The organism is Pseudomonas sp. Eqa60, assembly GCF_018326405.1.
GTDB classification, from domain to species: domain Bacteria; phylum Pseudomonadota; class Gammaproteobacteria; order Pseudomonadales; family Pseudomonadaceae; genus Aquipseudomonas; species Aquipseudomonas protegens.
In genome coordinates this window covers 5919550-5934254 of the sequence record NZ_AP024342.1, presented here as the reverse complement: position 1 = coordinate 5934254, position 14705 = coordinate 5919550, and the positions used below count along the sequence as shown (strand labels likewise).

The following is a 14705-nucleotide window of genomic DNA, read 5'->3' as shown; positions in this document are numbered from 1 at the left end:
ATTACTCGCCCGATGCGCCGCTGCTGCGCTTGCGCTTGGCACCGCTGCTGCGCCGGCGCTTGCGTGGCGCGCCACTGGCGTCTTCCTTGCCGCTGAGGTCGCGGATCATGTCGCGGCGTTCGGCGTCATTGGCGTCCTGATAGTCGGTCCACCATTCTCCCAGGCCATCGGTCTGCTCGCCGGCGCTTTCGCGCAGCAGCAGGAAGTCGTAGCCGGCGCGGAAGCGCGGATTGTCCAGCAACTGGTCGGCGCGCTTGCCGCTGCGCCGTGGCAGGCGTTCCTGCATATCCCAGATTTCGCGGATCGGCATGGTGAAACGCTTGGGAATAGCGATGCGCTGGCACTGTTCGGCGATCAGCTCGTGGGCGGCTTCCTGCATGGCCGGAATCGGCGGCATGCCACGCTCCTGCAGGCGCAGCACCCGGGCCGGCAGGGCTGGCCAGAGCAGGGCGGCGAACAGGAAGGCTGGGGTCACCGGCTTGTTCTGCTTGATCCGCAGGTCGGTGTTGACCAAGGCTTCGCTGATCAGCGTATGGGTGTAGGTCGGGTTGTACTCCAGGGCTTCGGCGCTGGCCGGGAACAACGGGTCGAACAGTTGCAGGTCCACCAGCATTTCGAAGGTGTCCGCCGCGTAGCCGGAGAGGAACAGCTTGAGCACTTCTTCGAACAGGCGCGCCGAGGGGATTTCCCGCAGCATCGGTGCCAGTTCGCGAATGGGCGCGGCGGTGTGTTTCTCGATGCCGAAGTTCAGTTTCGCTGCAAAGCGTACTGCTCGAAGCATACGTACCGGGTCTTCCTGATAACGCTGGCGAGGATCGCCGATCAGGCGGATCAGGTTGTTGCGAATGTCGTGTACGCCATTGGCGTAATCGAGAATGCGTTCGCTGACCGGATCGTAGTACAGGGCATTGATGGTGAAGTCGCGACGTTGCGCGTCCTCTTCCAGGGTGCCATAGACGTTGTCCCGCAGGATCCGCCCGCTTTCGTTGCGCGATGACTGGTTACTGTCCTCGTCGTCTTCGTTTTGCGGGTGATTGGCGCGGAAAGTCGCAACTTCGATGATTTCGCGACCGAAGTGGATGTGCACCAGCTTGAAACGCCGACCAATGATGCGCGCGTTACGGAACTCGGCCTTGACCTGTTCCGGCGTGGCGCTGGTGGCGACGTCGAAGTCCTTGGGGGTGATATTGAGCAGCATGTCGCGCACGCAGCCACCCACCAGGTAGGCCTGGTAGCCGGCGTTCTGCAGGCGTTCGACGATATTCACCGCATACCGGCTGAACTGGGCACGTTGCAGCGAATGCTGGCTGCTATTGAGCACTTCAGGCGTGCTGCGTTTATGTTGCGTACGACGCAAGGGAGAACGGAATGACTGGAACAGCTTCTTCAGCATGGGATGCACTGTTTGAAGGAATATTCGGCCAAAACGAAGAGTGGCCGCATGATGGGCGGGGATTCTAGCATTTAGTCGAAGGATGGTGTAGGAAGCTGCCGCGACTTGTACAGGCTGGCGCTGAGCTGCGGTTTGGCGAGGTTGGATGGGGGGCGGGGGAGTGAAAACACGAATTCCGGAAACCACAAGGGGAGCCGAAGCTCCCCCAGAATAGTTGCGTGCTCTATTTTTATTATTGGTTTCGGGCTTCTTATTTTTGTTAAACGCCCTTGTCATCTGGTTTACCCAGGATGACCCTCCCAATCGGGAGCCAAGAGCAAACGGATTGCTTTGATCGCTGAGTTGCAATGACCTTTCGATCCAACCAGTTCAGGCTCTGCCTTAGGGCAGTTTTTGTTGTTCTCGGCCTGGTTGTGGGGCAAGCCCCAAATACAACGCCTCTCCAAAAGAATCAGTTAGCTGCGCCTCCGCCGTGTTGTTTTTATTATGCGTGAGTCGATTCGTCTTATTTTTATTGTCTTGTGCATTGCTTGTTATTGTTCTTGTACCAAACATATAGCAGGTGCCGTGCCAACTTTTGCGATCCCCAGTAAAACAAGGGGTTAGGCGTGCCGTTGGGTGTTTTTCAGGGCAAAAAAAACCGGGGCTTCGTTACCTTTAGCCCCGGTTCCTGTTACGTGCGATGGAGCAGGTAACAGTTTTTTTCACAAAAGCGAGTGTTACCCGCGATTTCGTCAGCCGTAGTTCAGCTTTCGCTGGCGACTCCACTCTTGCGCCGTGGGATGCCCAGGCGCTGACGACGTTCCCACAGGCACTTGCGGCTGACGCCCAGTTTGCGTGCCAGCTCGGTCTCGGTCATGTGGTCCTGGTGTTCGAGGACGAAGTGCTGGAAGTAGTCCTCCAGAGACAGGTCTTCGGTCGGTTCGTGGCTGGTGTTACCCGCTTGTGGGGGCAGGCCGACGAAGTCGTCGTCTTCCAGGTCGCTCAGTTCGATGTCGATGCCCAGCAGGTCGGCCGAGATTTCCGGGCTTTCGCACAGAATGACCGCACGCTCGACAGCGTTCTCCAGTTCGCGCACGTTCCCCGGCCAGGAGTAATGGCGGATGGCCTGTTCTGCATCGGCGGCGAACTTAAGGTCCGTGCGGCCGACGCGTGCGCTCTGGCGGGCCAGAAAGGCATTGGCAATTTCATTGACGTCTGCACCGCGCTCACGCAGGGCCGGCAGTTTCAGGGCAATCACGTGCAGGCGGTAGTACAGGTCTTCACGGAACTGGCCTATTTTCGACAGGCTTTTCAGGTCGCGGTGAGTGGCTGCAATCAGGCGCACATCGACTTTCTGTGACTGTACCGAGCCGACACGGCGGATCTCGCCTTCCTGCAGTACTCGCAGCAATCGCGCCTGCGCCTCCAGCGGTAGCTCGCCAATCTCGTCGAGGAACAGGGTGCCGCCGTCCGCAGCTTCTACCAGGCCGGCACGGCCGGCGCTGGCCCCGGTGAACGCGCCTTTCTCGTGGCCGAACAGTTCGGACTCGATCAGGGTTTCCGGAATGGCTGCGCAGTTCACCGAAATCATCGGTGCCTTGGCACGCTTGGACAGGTTGTGCAGGGCCCGGGCTACCAGTTCCTTGCCGGTACCGGATTCACCCTGAATCAGTACATTGGAGTCAGTGGGCGCCACTTTGCGGATCTTGCTGTACAGATCCTGCATGGGAGCGCAGGAACCGATGATGCCGATTTCGCCATTGTTGTTGCCCGCACCGGCCCGCTCCGCAGTGGCGCCAGCCTTGGCGGCCGGACGGTCTGGCGGGGCATTTTCGGCGCTTTGCCGATCCCGCAGGATCCGCGCCACGGCCTGGAGCATTTCATCGTGATCGAACGGCTTGGCGATGTAGTCCACCGCGCCCATTTTCATCGAGTCCACGGCTGAGCGCAGGCTGGCGTAGCTGGTCATGATCAGCACCGGAGTGCCCTGGCCGAGCTTGATCAATTCGGTGCCCGGGGCGCCTGGCAGGCGCAAGTCACTGACGATCAGATCGAAAGTGGGAATGCTGAAGCGTTCCTGTGCCTCCTGCACTGAGCCGGCTTCGCTGACCTGGTACTGGTTGCGTTCCAGCAGGCGGCGCAGGGCGGAGCGGATAATGGTTTCGTCTTCGACGATCAGAATATGCGGCATTGATTCAATTCTCTCGACGGTCTCAGTTCACAGCGGACGTCGCTTCGACATGACGCGGTAAAGTCACCCGGATACGGGTGCCGCGTTGGCTTTGAGGATCGGCCGGGCTGTCGATGGTGATTTGTCCATAATGCTCTTCAACGATGGAATAGACCAGTGCAAGGCCCAGACCGGTGCCTTCCCCAGGGTCCTTGGTGGTGAAAAACGGTTCGAACAATCGGTCCATGATGTTCTTCGGAATGCCGCTGCCTTCGTCCTCCACGATCAGGTCGACCGTGTGCTCGAAAGCCTCGCTCTTGACGCGTACCGCGCTGCCAGGAGGGGAGGCGTCGCGGGCGTTGGAAAGGAGGTTGATCAGTACCTGGGCAAGGCGCTGGGGATCACCGTCGACCCAGTGGTCGGGATCGCACAGGTTGAAGAACTGCACCTCGAAATTGCGCCGGTTCAACGCCAGCAGGCCGATGGCGTCCTGGGCCACTTCGGCCAGGCACACCGCCTCGTCGTTGTGCTGATGGCTGCCGGCGTGGGCGAAGCTCATCAGCGACTGGACGATGCGCGAGATGCGTTTGGTCTGTTCGAGGATCTGCTCGCTGATTTCCGTCAGTTCGCCGTCCTCTTCCCGTTCTTCGCGCAGGTTCTGCGCCAGGCAGGCGATGCCGGTAATCGGGTTGCCGATCTCATGGGCCACCCCGGCCGCCAGGCGCCCGATGCTGGCCAGGCGTTCGGAGTGCACCAGCTTGTCTTCCAGGGTCTGGGTTTCGGTCAGGTCTTCCACCAGCAGTACCAGGCCGCTGTTGCCCGGGGCCAGAGGCTCATCGATGGCGGCCTTGTGCAGGTTCAGCCAGCGGGTCTGACCATCGAGGGCCAGGTGCTGTTTGTGCAAGTGTTCGTCCGGCAGGTTGATAAAGCCCTGCAGCAGGTCCTTCCACGGGTTGGTAATGGTGCTCAGGCGTGAGCCCACCACGTGCTGGGCTGGTATGCCTGTGAGCTCCTCCATGGCCTTGTTCCACATGAGGATCTCCTGGTCCTTGGCCAGGGAGCAGACTCCCATCGGCAGCTCTTGCAGGGTTTGCCGGTGATAGCGGCGCAGGGCATCGAGCTCGGCGGCCAGGCCGGTGAGGCGTGAGTGGTAGTCCTCCAGCCGGCTTTCGATGAAGTGGATGTCCTCGGTGACGTAGTTTTCTCCACCGGCCTTGTAGGGCAGGAAGGTTTCCACCATGTCCTGGGCGACGCTGGGGCCCATCAACCCGGACAGGTTGGCTTCGATGCGGTCGCGCAGGCGCCGCAGGGCGTAAGGTCGGCGTTCGTCAAAGGGCAGATACAGATCACGCAGGGCCTGCTCCACTTCCTTCTGGGCTGCCTTGGCCCCCAGCGGCTTGGCCAGCTGGGTGGCGAACTCCTGGGGCGAGGCGGCGTGCAGTTCCCGGCGCTGCGGACGGCGCACGTTGTCCACGGCACAGGCTTCGGCGGCGCTGGCCTCCTCGGTGCTGGCATTGGTGAACAGCGAGATCAGGGTGAACATCAGGACGTTGGCCGCCAGCGAGGCGATGGCCGCCATATGCCAACTGGTGTCGTCCAGGACGTAGATCATGTTCAGCAGCGGGATGTAGAAACCCTGCAGGTTGCCGATCAACGGCAGCAGCATGGTCACCAGCCACACCAGGATCCCCGCCAGCAGGCCGGCGATGAAGCCCCGGCGGTTGGCGGTCGGCCAGTACAGTACCGACAGCACGCCCGGAAGAAATTGCAGGGTGGCGACGAAGGCCACTATCCCCAGGTTGGCCAGGTCCTGCTCGGCGCCCAGCAGCAGGTAGAAGGCGTAGCCGGCCATGATAATGGCGACGATTAGGGCGCGGCGGGTCCACTTCAGCCAGCGGTAGATGTTGCCCTCCGCCGGCGGCTGGTAGAGCGGCAGCACCAGGTGGTTCAGGGCCATCCCCGAGAGCGCCAGGGTGGTGACGATGATCAGGCCGCTGGCGGCCGACAGCCCGCCGACATAGGCCAGCAGAGCCAGGGCCGGGCTGTTGGCGGCGATGCCGATGCCCAGGGTGAAGTATTCCGGGTTGGTGGTAGCGCCGAGCTTGAGGCCGGCCCAGAGAATCAGCGGCACTGCCAGGCTCATCAGCAGCAGGAACAGCGGCAGCCCCCAACTGGCGCTGACCAGGGCGCGAGGGTTGAGGTTCTCGGTAAAGGTCATGTGGTACATGTGCGGCATGACGATCGCCGAGGCGAAGAACACCAGTAGCAGGGTGCGCCACGGGCCTTCCTGAAGGGGTGTATGCAGTGCGGCAAGGGCGGTCTGGTTCTGCAGCAGCCAGAGTTCCAGTTGTTGCGGGCCGTCGAATACCCCGTACAGCGCGTACAAGCCGACACCGCCAATGGCGATCAGCTTGATCACCGATTCGAAGGCAATGGCGAACACCAGGCCTTCATGTTTTTCCCGGGTGGCGATATGCCGCGAGCCGAAGAAGATCGTGAACAAGGTGATCAGCGCGCAAAAGCTCAGCGCCACCCGATGTTGCACTGGCTCGTGGGTGAGAATGCCAATGGAGTCGGCCACGGCCTGGATCTGCAGCGCCAGTAATGGCAGCACGCCGATCAGCATGAAGATCGTGGTCAGCGCACCGGCCCAGGTACTGCGAAAACGGAAGGCGAACAGGTCGGCCAGGGATGACAGCTGGTAGGTGCGGGTGATTTTCAGGATCGGGTAGAGCAGTACCGGTGCCAGCAGGAAGGCCCCGGAAACCCCCAGGTAACTGGACAGGAAGCCATAGCCGTACTGGTAGGCCAGGCCAACCGTGCCGTAGAACGCCCAGGCACTGGCATAGACCCCGAGTGACAGGGTGTAGGTCAGCGGGTGGCGAATGATCGAGCGGGGGATCATCCCGCGCTCACTGATCCAGGCAACGCCGAACAGCACCGCCAGGTAGGCGGCGCTGATCAGGATCATCTGGGTCAGGCTAAAGCTCATCGGCATCTTTTTGGCTCTGCAGGATGAAGGTCACGACGATCAGAATCAGCCAGAGCAGATACGGGCGATACCAGGCGCCAGTAGCATCGATCCACCAATCCATGATGGCGGGGGAGAACAGATAGATCCCCACTACCAGGAGCAGGACCAAGCGATAGATGTACATCTCGGCCTCTCTTTATTGTGTGCGTGCCCGAAAACGTGCGGCGATGGTAACGGATGGGCGCCAAGCTGCAAGTGGCGTCAGCTTAATTGCGCTTCCGGCACGCTCAGTGTGCGTGGAATCAGGGCGGCATCCCAGTGGGCCATGCCCCAGGCCATTATCTGCGCGACGCTGGCGCCATCGAGGTCGGCCGGTGGCTTCTGGCCCAGTGCCCGCAGGGCGCGCAGCAGCAGGGGCGGGGCCTGATCCTCGGTCAGCGGGGGCGAGCGGTAGGACTTGCCCAGTTTGTGCCCGTCCGGCTGGGTGATCAGCGGTACATGCAAGTAGCGGGGCTGGGAAAGGCCCAGCAGTTCCTGCAGGTACAGCTGGCGCGGTGTGGAATCCAGCAGGTCGGCGCCGCGCACGATATCAGTGATGCCTTGCCAGGCATCGTCGAGCACCACGGCCAGTTGGTAAGCGTAGAGACCGTCGCGGCGGCGGATCACGAAGTCCCCCACTTCCCGGCCCAGGTGCTGGCGGTATTCGCCCTGGACCCGGTCGACGAAGCGATACTCCAGTTCGGGTACCCGCAGGCGGATCGCGGCGTCGTCCTGGGCGTGGCCGAGGTTGCGGCACAGTCCCGGGTAAATGCCATGGTAGGGCTCCAGCTGTTTGCGCGAACAGGTGCAGGCATAGGCCAGGCCCTGCTGGAACAGGCGATTGAGGACTTCGCCATAGGCGTCGTGGCGATCGCTCTGGCGGATCATCTGCCCGTCCCATTCGAAGCCGTAGCTTTCCAGAGCCTTGAGAATGGCCGCCTGGGCACCGGGCTCTTCCCGAGGCGGGTCAAGGTCCTCCATGCGCAGCAGCCAGCGGCCGCCGACGGCGCGGGCATCAAGATAGGAGGCAAGCGCGGCAACCAGAGAGCCGAAATGCAGATAGCCGCTGGGAGTGGGGGCGAAGCGCCCGATGTACGAGGAAGAGGTGGAGGCAGTCATGGAGCGGATGTTACTTCGTCTGGCCCCGGGGTGACGATGGTGCCGGGGGATCGCTTTGGCGAGCGGGCTTGCTCTTGCAGGGAAGGCAGAAACGAAAACGGAGCGTGGGTACGCTCCGTTTCAGGTTCCAGCCGGCGATTATTTGCCGACCTGTTTTTCCTTGATTTCCGCCAGTGTCTTGCAGTCGACGCACATGTCGGCGGTTGGGCGGGCTTCCAGCCGGCGGATACCGATCTCGACGCCGCAGGATTCGCACCAGCCGTATTCTTCGTCTTCGATCAGTTGCAGGGTCTTGTCGATCTTCTTGATCAACTTGCGCTCGCGATCGCGGGCCCGCAGTTCGAGGCTGAACTCTTCTTCCTGGCTGGCACGGTCAGCCGGGTCGGGGAAGTTGGCCGCTTCGTCTTTCATGTGATCAACAGTGCGGTCGACTTCCTGCATCAAGTCCTGTTTCCACTTGTTCAGGATCTTGGTGAAGTGCTCGCGCATGGGCTTGCCCATGTACTCTTCGCCCGCAGTTTCAACGTAAGGTTCAAAACCGCTGATCGATTGAATCTGTTGCTTTGCTTGGGTGGGCATGAATGGACCGCCTCTACTCTTGTAATCCATTGCGCAGGATTGCTCCATCTCCGACACTTGCCGGCCCTGCGGCTGCAAGCGGGCGAACTTACCAGATCAAACCAGAGCGCGCTACTCCCGGTTGTCGAGCCTATGTCCTGCTTCGTCCATGGATATGGGAAAAGCCTGACATGGCTTGCTGATCGGTTCGTTCAATCATTGATTTTAGTCAAGTCTGCGGGTTGTGTTGGCGCCAGTTGGCGCAAGCAACAGACCGCTCGGATCTGCCTGGGTTCTCCCGGGCTTGATCAGATGGGTAGAATCGGTCCTTTGCTCCCCCTCGAATCAATGAAGGAAGGCTAATGGCTCAGCCCTACAGTGCGCGTAGTCGCGCTATCGAACCTTTCCATGTCATGGCCTTGCTGGCCCGCGCCAATGAGCTGCAAGCCGCCGGGCATGATGTGATTCACCTGGAAATCGGCGAACCGGACTTCACCACCGCCGAGCCAATCATCAAGGCCGGGCAGGCCGCGCTGAGCGCCGGCAAGACGCGCTACACCGCAGCCCGCGGAATTCCCGAGCTGCGAGGGGCGATTTCCGGCTTTTATCAGCAGCGTTACGGCCTGGACATCGATCCCGAGCGGATCATGATCACCCCCGGAGGTTCCGGTGCCCTGCTGTTGACCAGCAGCCTGTTGGTGGACCCGGGCAAGCACTGGCTGCTGGCGGACCCGGGTTATCCGTGCAACCGGCATTTTCTGCGTCTAGTGGAAGGCGCTGCGCAGTTGGTCCCGGTGGGGCCGGATGTGCGTTACCAACTGACGCCGGACCTGGTGGAGCGCTATTGGGATCAGGACAGCGTGGGCGCCCTGGTGGCCTCGCCGGCGAACCCCACCGGCACGGTCCTGAGCCGGGACGAGTTGGCGGGGTTGTCCACCGCGATCAAGGCTCGCAACGGGCATCTGGTGGTGGACGAGATCTACCATGGCCTGACCTATGGCACCGATGCCGCCAGCGTTCTGGAAGTGGATGACAGCGCTTTCGTCCTGAATAGTTTCTCCAAATATTTCGGCATGACCGGCTGGCGCCTGGGCTGGCTGGTAGCTCCGCCGGCAGCCGTGGGTGAACTGGAAAAGCTGGCACAGAACCTCTATATCAGTGCGCCGAGCATGGCCCAGTATGCTGCGCTGGCTTGCTTCGAGCCGCAGACCTTGGAGATCCTCGAGGAGCGCCGTGCCGAGTTCGGGCGCCGCCGGGATTTCCTGCTGCCAGCCTTGCGTGAGTTGGGCTTCGGCATCGCTGTGGAGCCTGAAGGGGCGTTCTATTTGTACGCGGACATCAGCGCCTTCGGCGGTGATGCCTTCGCCTTTTGCCGGCACTTCCTGGAAACCGAGCACCTGGCCTTTACCCCTGGCCTGGACTTCGGCCGGCATCAGGCTGGCCATCATGTGCGCTTTGCCTATACCCAGAGCCTGGAACGCCTGCAGGAGGCGGTTGAGCGTATCGCCCGTGGCCTGCAGAGCTGGCACGCCTGATGCGCTTCGATCCTCCCCTGGAAGAGGGGCGTCTGCTGCGTCGTTACAAGCGCTTCCTGGCGGACATCGAAACCACCACCGGCGAGCTGTTGACCATCCATTGCCCCAATACCGGCTCGATGCTCAATTGCATGGTCGAGGGCGGGCAGGTGTGGTTCAGCCGCTCCAATGACCCCAAGCGCAAGTTGCCGGGCACCTGGGAAATCAGCGAAACCCCTCAAGGCCGCCTGGCCTGCGTCAACACCGGGCGGGCCAACGGGCTGGTGGAAGAAGCCTTGCGGGCGGGGCTTATCAGCGAGTTGAACGGCTTCACCGGGCTCAAGCGCGAGGTGCCTTACGGGCAAGAGAACAGCCGCATCGATTTTCGCCTGGATTACCCGGACGGTCCGGCGTACGTCGAGGTCAAAAGCGTCACCCTGGGCTTCGATGGCACGCCGGTGGCAGCGTTTCCCGATGCCGTGACCCAGCGCGGCGCCAAGCATCTGCGGGAACTGGCGAGCCTGGCCCGGGAGGGCGTGCGGGCGGTTCAGCTGTATTGCGTCAACCTTTCGGGCATCGACGCGGTGCGGCCGGCGCAGGAGATCGATCCGGGTTACGCCGCTGCCCTGCGCGAAGCCCGCGCGGCGGGGGTTGAGGTGCTGGCCTATGGTGTGTGCCTGACGGCCGAGCAAGTGTGCATCGACCGACGTCTTGAAGTGTTGCTCGGGGATTAGAGGTCCACCCAGATCCCCAGGCTGTCTTCATGGCAGTCGATGCTCTCCAGGAACTGGCCGGCGCAAGGTCCGGCCACGCACTCTCCGCTCTCGATCAGAAACAGGGCGCCATGGGTGGCGCACTGGATCAGGCTGGCGCTGGGGTCGAGGAACTGGTCAGCCTGCCACTCCAGCGCCACTCCCCGGTGCGGGCAGCGATTGGCATAGACATAGGCCCGCTGCTCGCGCCGCACGGCGAACAGCTTCAGCCCCGCGAGCTGGAAGCCCCGGCTGCCGGCTTCGGGCAGATCGTTGCCGGCGCAAAGAAATTTCATGGCTATCCTCTTGGTCCGAAGGCTCTGCGTCCAGGCTGTCACAGTTTCTTTCCGGCTGCAGGATGAAACATGTCGGCGCTTGACGGCTAAATGAAAACAATTATCAAATGGCCGCCCCGCCCGTTACGGGGCGCTTGTTCCTTTCGATGCCCGGCCTGTCCGGCATGTCACATGGACAGCAGCTGCGCGGGCCCCCACTTTAATGAAGGAAATGTTCTTATGCGCCTGAGTGCCTGCGCCATTGCGTTCTGTGCCGGATTGCTGGTGAGCCAGTGGGCCACCGCTGATGAGTTGCCGCAGCGTTGGGTCAGTGCCGGTGGGGCCTTGTCCGAGTGGATAACGGCTCTGGGGGCCGAGTCCAAGCTGGTGGGCGTCGATACCACCAGCCAGCACCCGGAGTCGCTCAAGGCGCTGCCGAGCATCGGCTATCAGCGTCAGTTGTCGGCCGAAGGCATTCTCAGCCTGCGGCCGCAGATTCTGGTGGGTACCGAGGAGATGGGGCCGCCGCCAGTGCTTTCGCAGATCCGCAGTGCCGGGGTCAAGGTCGAACTGTTTTCTGCCAAGGCCGACTTGCCGACCTTGCAAGCTACCCTGCAGCACCTGGGGCTATTGCTGGGCCGAGAAGAGCAGGCCGGGCAACTGTTCCAGGGCTATCAGCAACAACTTGGGCAGCAGCAGGCGTGGGTCGCCCAGGCTCAAGCGCAGCACGCGGCGCCCGGGGTGCTGTTGTTGCTCGGGCATGCCGGCGGCAAACCCCTGATCGCCGGCAAGGACACCGCCGCGAATTGGCTATTGCAACAGGCCGGTGGGCGCAACCTGGCGACTCATACCGGCTATAAGCCATTCTCGGTCGAATCCCTGGCGGGCTTGAATCCGGATGTACTGGTGTTCTCCGATCGCAGCCTGACCGGCGATGCCGCTCGTGCCGCACTGTTCAAGGAGAACCCGGTGCTGGCATCCACACCGGCGGCCAAGGCCGGGCGGGTGGTGGAACTGGACCCGACCTTGCTGGTGGGAGGCCTGGGCCCTCGCTTGCCTGATAGCCTGAAACGCCTCTCCAGCGCCTTTTATCCCCAGGCCAAGCCGGCCCAATGAATCGTCTGGTCAAGCCTCGAACACTGTTTATCGGGCTGGGCGTCCTGTGCCTTGTGGCGATCTGGCTGTCCCTGGCCCTGGGCCCTGTCAGCCTGCCCTTGTTTGATACCTTGCGTGCCGCCTTGCGCCTGCTTGGATTGCCGATCGACGGGCAGGGCCTGGAGCAGGCGGAACTGATCCTGGGACAGATTCGCTTGCCCCGGACTCTGCTCGGTCTTGCGGTGGGCGGAGTTCTGGCGCTGTCCGGGGTCGCCATGCAGGGGCTGTTTCGCAACCCCCTGGCAGACCCGGGGCTGGTGGGGGTTTCCAGTGGTGCAGCATTGGGTGCGGCCATCGCCATTGTTGGCGGCTCGATGTTCGGCGGCCTGCCAGAGGCTGTCGGCCCTTATTTGCTCTCCCTGTGTGCCTTCCTTGGCGGCCTGGGGGTGACGGCGCTGGTGTATCGCCTGGGGCGGCGCAACGGGCAGACCCATGTGGCAACCATGCTGCTGGCGGGGATTGCCCTGACGGCGCTGGCCAGTTCGGCGGTGGGGTTGTTCACCTATCTGGCGGACGACGCCACGTTGCGCACTCTGACTTTCTGGAACCTGGGCAGCCTGAATGGTGCCAGTTACCAGCGCTTGTGGCCCTTGCTGCTGGTGACCGCCGCGGTTGCGCTGTGGCTGCCGCGCCGAGCCAAGGCGTTGAATGCACTGCTGTTGGGCGAGTCCGAGGCCAAGCACCTTGGCATCGATGTCGAAGGTCTCAAGCGCGAGCTGGTGTTCTGCACCGCGCTGGGTGTGGGCGCTGCCGTGGCGGCGGCGGGAATGATCGGTTTTGTCGGCCTGGTGGTGCCGCATCTGGTGCGACTGTTGTCCGGTCCGGATCACCGAACCTTGCTCCCGGCCTCGATCCTGGCCGGAGCCAGCCTGCTGCTGTTGGCTGACCTGGTGGCGCGCCTGGCGCTGGCGCCTGCCGAGTTGCCCATCGGTATCGTCACGGCCTTTATCGGTGCGCCATTCTTTCTGTACCTGTTGTTGCGAGGGCGTGCCTGATGCTGCGAGTCGAGAACCTGCATGTGCGGCGCGGCGGCAAAGACGTCCTGGCTGGCATCGACCTGCAGTTGCTGCCGGGCGAGGTGCTGGGAGTCCTCGGCCCTAATGGTGCAGGTAAAAGCAGCCTCTTGGGGGGCTTGAGTGGTGAACTGGCGGCTCATCAGGGACAGGTGCTGCTGGATGATCAGGAACTGGCTCATTGGTCGGGCGCCGAGCGTGCGCAGCGCCTGGCAGTGCTGCCCCAGGCTTCGAGCCTGGATTTCGCCTTTCGTGTGGAGGAGGTGGTGGCGCTGGGGCGTTTGCCCCATCAGACCGGGCGCGTGCGTGACGAGGAAATCGTCAACGCTGCTTTGAATGCTGCCGATGTGGCGCACCTGTCGGGGCGCAGCTATCTCGCGCTGTCCGGCGGCGAGCGCCAGCGGGTGCATCTGGCGCGGGTCCTGGCGCAACTGTGGCCGGGCCAGCCAGGGCACAACCTGCTGCTGGATGAGCCGACTTCTGCACTCGACCCCTTGCACCAGCACGTCACCTTGCAGGCCATTCGAGCCTTCGCCGACCGCGGCGCGGCGGTGCTGGTCATCCTGCATGACCTGAATCTGGCTGCGCGTTATTGTGACCGGGTCTTGTTGCTTGAAGGCGGCCGCCCGCATTCATTGGGAACACCGACCGCGGTACTGCGGCCTGAGCCCCTGAAGGCGGTGTTCGGCCTGGAAGTTCTGGTGCAGGAGCATCCCGAACGCGGGCACCCGTTGATCATCGCCCGCTGAGGCGAAGCCCGGAGAGACCTGATGCGCGTATTGCCATTGTTGCTGGCCATGCTGCTGGCCGCCTGTCACAGCATGCCGGGGATCCTGCCGCCGCCGGTGGCTTCGGCGCCCGGCAGTATCATTGAGCTGCGCAGTGCCAAGGCGCTGACCCCTGTCGAACTGGTAGGGCGCCTGGCACGGGCCCCCGAGTGATCATTGGCGAGCAGCATGACAATCCCGATCATCATGCCCTGCAACTCTGGCTCTTGCGCTCCATGGCCCGGGAGCGGCCACAGGGCAGTCTGTTGCTGGAAATGCTCAACCCGGATCAGCAGCCAGAAGTCGATGGGGTAAAACGCTCCATTGATGGGGGGCGTTTGCCTGATGACCTACCCGGCAGGTTGGCCTGGCAATCAGGCTGGGATTGGAGCCTCTACGGCCCGCTGGTGGGTTTTGCCCTGCGTCAGCCCTATCCCTTGCTCGCTGCCAATCTGGATCGCCAGGAGGTGCGTGCCATTTATGCACGGGCGCCCGTCCTGACCGGCACACGGAGCAACGCACCGTCGGTGATCGAGGCATTGGCCGGGCAAATCCGCGAATCGCACTGTGGCTTGCTGCCGGAGAGCCAGGTGCCGGCAATGCGGGCGGTGCAGCAGCAACGGGACCGACGCATGGCTGAACAGCTGCTGGCGGCTCCGGCTCCGGCCCTGTTGCTGGCCGGGGCGTTTCACGGTCGCAAGGATCTTGGCGTGCCCCTGCATCTTGCCGATCTGGACCGAAGCCAGGAGGTGGTGGTGTTGATTCTGGCGGAGCAGGGGCAACAGGTTGCCGCGGCATCGGCCGACTACGTCTGGTATACGCCGCCCCAGCCCGCCAAGGACTATTGCGCGCAACTGAGGCCCTGATCGGAGGGCATTTCTGCGGGCAAAAAAAGACCCGGCAAGAGCCGGGTCAAATAACCGTGATTAGCCTGATGAGGAGATAATCTGAGAGTCCGAACCACTGGTCTTCCAGGTTATCGACTGATCTCGCG

The 14705-nt window shown here is 62.5% G+C and carries 12 protein-coding genes and 1 pseudogene; 6 read left to right on the top strand and 7 right to left on the bottom strand.

Going from position 1 to position 14705, the window contains the following annotated elements; translation table 11 throughout:
- Position 1: 1 nt before the first annotated feature.
- The 6 genes from KI242_RS26845 to dksA all read right to left on the bottom strand — a co-directional run bounded on the left by KI242_RS26845 (position 2) and on the right by dksA (position 8256).
- Positions 2 to 1393, bottom strand: a complete 1392-nt coding sequence (locus KI242_RS26845) for a polynucleotide adenylyltransferase PcnB (protein WP_011063509.1) — start codon at positions 1391 to 1393, stop codon at positions 2 to 4.
- Positions 1394 to 2138: 745 nt separating this feature from the next.
- Positions 2139 to 3566 (bottom strand): sigma-54 dependent transcriptional regulator, encoded by a 1428-nt coding sequence (locus KI242_RS26840; RefSeq protein ID WP_011063508.1) that lies wholly within the window; start codon positions 3564 to 3566, stop codon positions 2139 to 2141.
- Between the two features lie 22 nt (positions 3567 to 3588).
- Entirely contained in the window at positions 3589 to 6543 is a 2955-nt protein-coding gene (locus KI242_RS26835; protein ID WP_011063507.1) for a sensor histidine kinase, read from the bottom strand.
- Entirely contained in the window at positions 6527 to 6703 is a 177-nt protein-coding gene (locus tag KI242_RS26830; protein ID WP_003176118.1) for a hypothetical protein, read from the bottom strand. Before KI242_RS26830 ends, KI242_RS26835 begins: the two co-directional genes overlap by 17 nt.
- Before the next feature lie 77 nt (positions 6704 to 6780).
- Positions 6781 to 7677 (bottom strand): tRNA glutamyl-Q(34) synthetase GluQRS, encoded by an 897-nt coding sequence (gene gluQRS / locus KI242_RS26825; protein ID WP_011063505.1) that lies wholly within the window; start codon positions 7675 to 7677, stop codon positions 6781 to 6783.
- Positions 7678 to 7815: 138 nt separating this feature from the next.
- A complete protein-coding gene (gene dksA / locus KI242_RS26820) occupies positions 7816 to 8256 on the bottom strand; it encodes an RNA polymerase-binding protein DksA (RefSeq protein WP_011063504.1) in 441 nt (146 codons plus the stop codon).
- A 341-nt stretch (positions 8257 to 8597) separates the two neighbouring features.
- On the opposite strand from dksA, the gene KI242_RS26815 reads away from it, so the two are divergent.
- Positions 8598 to 9770, top strand: a complete 1173-nt coding sequence (locus KI242_RS26815; RefSeq protein WP_011063503.1) for a pyridoxal phosphate-dependent aminotransferase — start codon at positions 8598 to 8600, stop codon at positions 9768 to 9770.
- A complete protein-coding gene (sfsA, locus tag KI242_RS26810; protein ID WP_015637057.1) occupies positions 9770 to 10483 on the top strand; it encodes a DNA/RNA nuclease SfsA in 714 nt (237 codons plus the stop codon). Before KI242_RS26815 ends, sfsA begins: the two co-directional genes overlap by 1 nt.
- Here the strand turns inward: sfsA and KI242_RS26805 are convergent.
- A complete protein-coding gene (locus KI242_RS26805) occupies positions 10480 to 10797 on the bottom strand; it encodes a Rieske 2Fe-2S domain-containing protein (RefSeq protein ID WP_041119915.1) in 318 nt (105 codons plus the stop codon). The two genes, sfsA and KI242_RS26805, sit on opposite strands and share 4 nt — an antisense overlap.
- A 219-nt stretch (positions 10798 to 11016) precedes the next feature.
- On the opposite strand from KI242_RS26805, the gene KI242_RS26800 reads away from it, so the two are divergent.
- The 4 genes and pseudogenes from KI242_RS26800 to KI242_RS26785 all read left to right on the top strand — a co-directional run bounded on the left by KI242_RS26800 (position 11017) and on the right by KI242_RS26785 (position 14577).
- A complete protein-coding gene (locus KI242_RS26800; protein WP_041119913.1) occupies positions 11017 to 11892 on the top strand; it encodes an ABC transporter substrate-binding protein in 876 nt (291 codons plus the stop codon).
- Positions 11889 to 12926 (top strand): iron ABC transporter permease, encoded by a 1038-nt coding sequence (locus KI242_RS26795; RefSeq protein ID WP_019092860.1) that lies wholly within the window; start codon positions 11889 to 11891, stop codon positions 12924 to 12926. The genes KI242_RS26800 and KI242_RS26795 overlap by 4 nt, the downstream gene beginning before the upstream one ends.
- Positions 12926 to 13693 (top strand): heme ABC transporter ATP-binding protein, encoded by a 768-nt coding sequence (locus tag KI242_RS26790; RefSeq protein ID WP_011063498.1) that lies wholly within the window; start codon positions 12926 to 12928, stop codon positions 13691 to 13693. The genes KI242_RS26795 and KI242_RS26790 overlap by 1 nt, the downstream gene beginning before the upstream one ends.
- A 21-nt stretch (positions 13694 to 13714) precedes the next feature.
- Positions 13715 to 14577 (top strand): annotated as a pseudogene (locus KI242_RS26785) (ChaN family lipoprotein).
- Positions 14578 to 14705: the final 128 nt, after the last annotated feature.

What these genes read in the sequence shown, in the direction of transcription:
- KI242_RS26845 (WP_011063509.1), bottom strand. Translation starts at nt 1,393, where the DNA reads ATGCTGAAGAAGCTGTTCCAGTCATTCCGTTCTCCCTTGCGTCGTACG.
- KI242_RS26800 (WP_041119913.1), top strand. Translation starts at nt 11,017, where the DNA reads ATGCGCCTGAGTGCCTGCGCCATTGCGTTCTGTGCCGGATTGCTGGTG.
- gluQRS (WP_011063505.1), bottom strand. Translation starts at nt 7,677, where the DNA reads ATGACTGCCTCCACCTCTTCCTCGTACATCGGGCGCTTCGCCCCCACT.
- KI242_RS26795 (WP_019092860.1), top strand. Translation starts at nt 11,889, where the DNA reads ATGAATCGTCTGGTCAAGCCTCGAACACTGTTTATCGGGCTGGGCGTC.
- KI242_RS26805 (WP_041119915.1), bottom strand. Translation starts at nt 10,797, where the DNA reads ATGAAATTTCTTTGCGCCGGCAACGATCTGCCCGAAGCCGGCAGCCGG.
- KI242_RS26835 (WP_011063507.1), bottom strand. Translation starts at nt 6,543, where the DNA reads ATGCCGATGAGCTTTAGCCTGACCCAGATGATCCTGATCAGCGCCGCC.
- sfsA (WP_015637057.1), top strand. Translation starts at nt 9,770, where the DNA reads ATGCGCTTCGATCCTCCCCTGGAAGAGGGGCGTCTGCTGCGTCGTTAC.
- KI242_RS26840 (WP_011063508.1), bottom strand. Translation starts at nt 3,566, where the DNA reads ATGCCGCATATTCTGATCGTCGAAGACGAAACCATTATCCGCTCCGCC.
- dksA (WP_011063504.1), bottom strand. Translation starts at nt 8,256, where the DNA reads ATGCCCACCCAAGCAAAGCAACAGATTCAATCGATCAGCGGTTTTGAA.
- KI242_RS26815 (WP_011063503.1), top strand. Translation starts at nt 8,598, where the DNA reads ATGGCTCAGCCCTACAGTGCGCGTAGTCGCGCTATCGAACCTTTCCAT.
- KI242_RS26790 (WP_011063498.1), top strand. Translation starts at nt 12,926, where the DNA reads ATGCTGCGAGTCGAGAACCTGCATGTGCGGCGCGGCGGCAAAGACGTC.
- KI242_RS26830 (WP_003176118.1), bottom strand. Translation starts at nt 6,703, where the DNA reads ATGTACATCTATCGCTTGGTCCTGCTCCTGGTAGTGGGGATCTATCTG.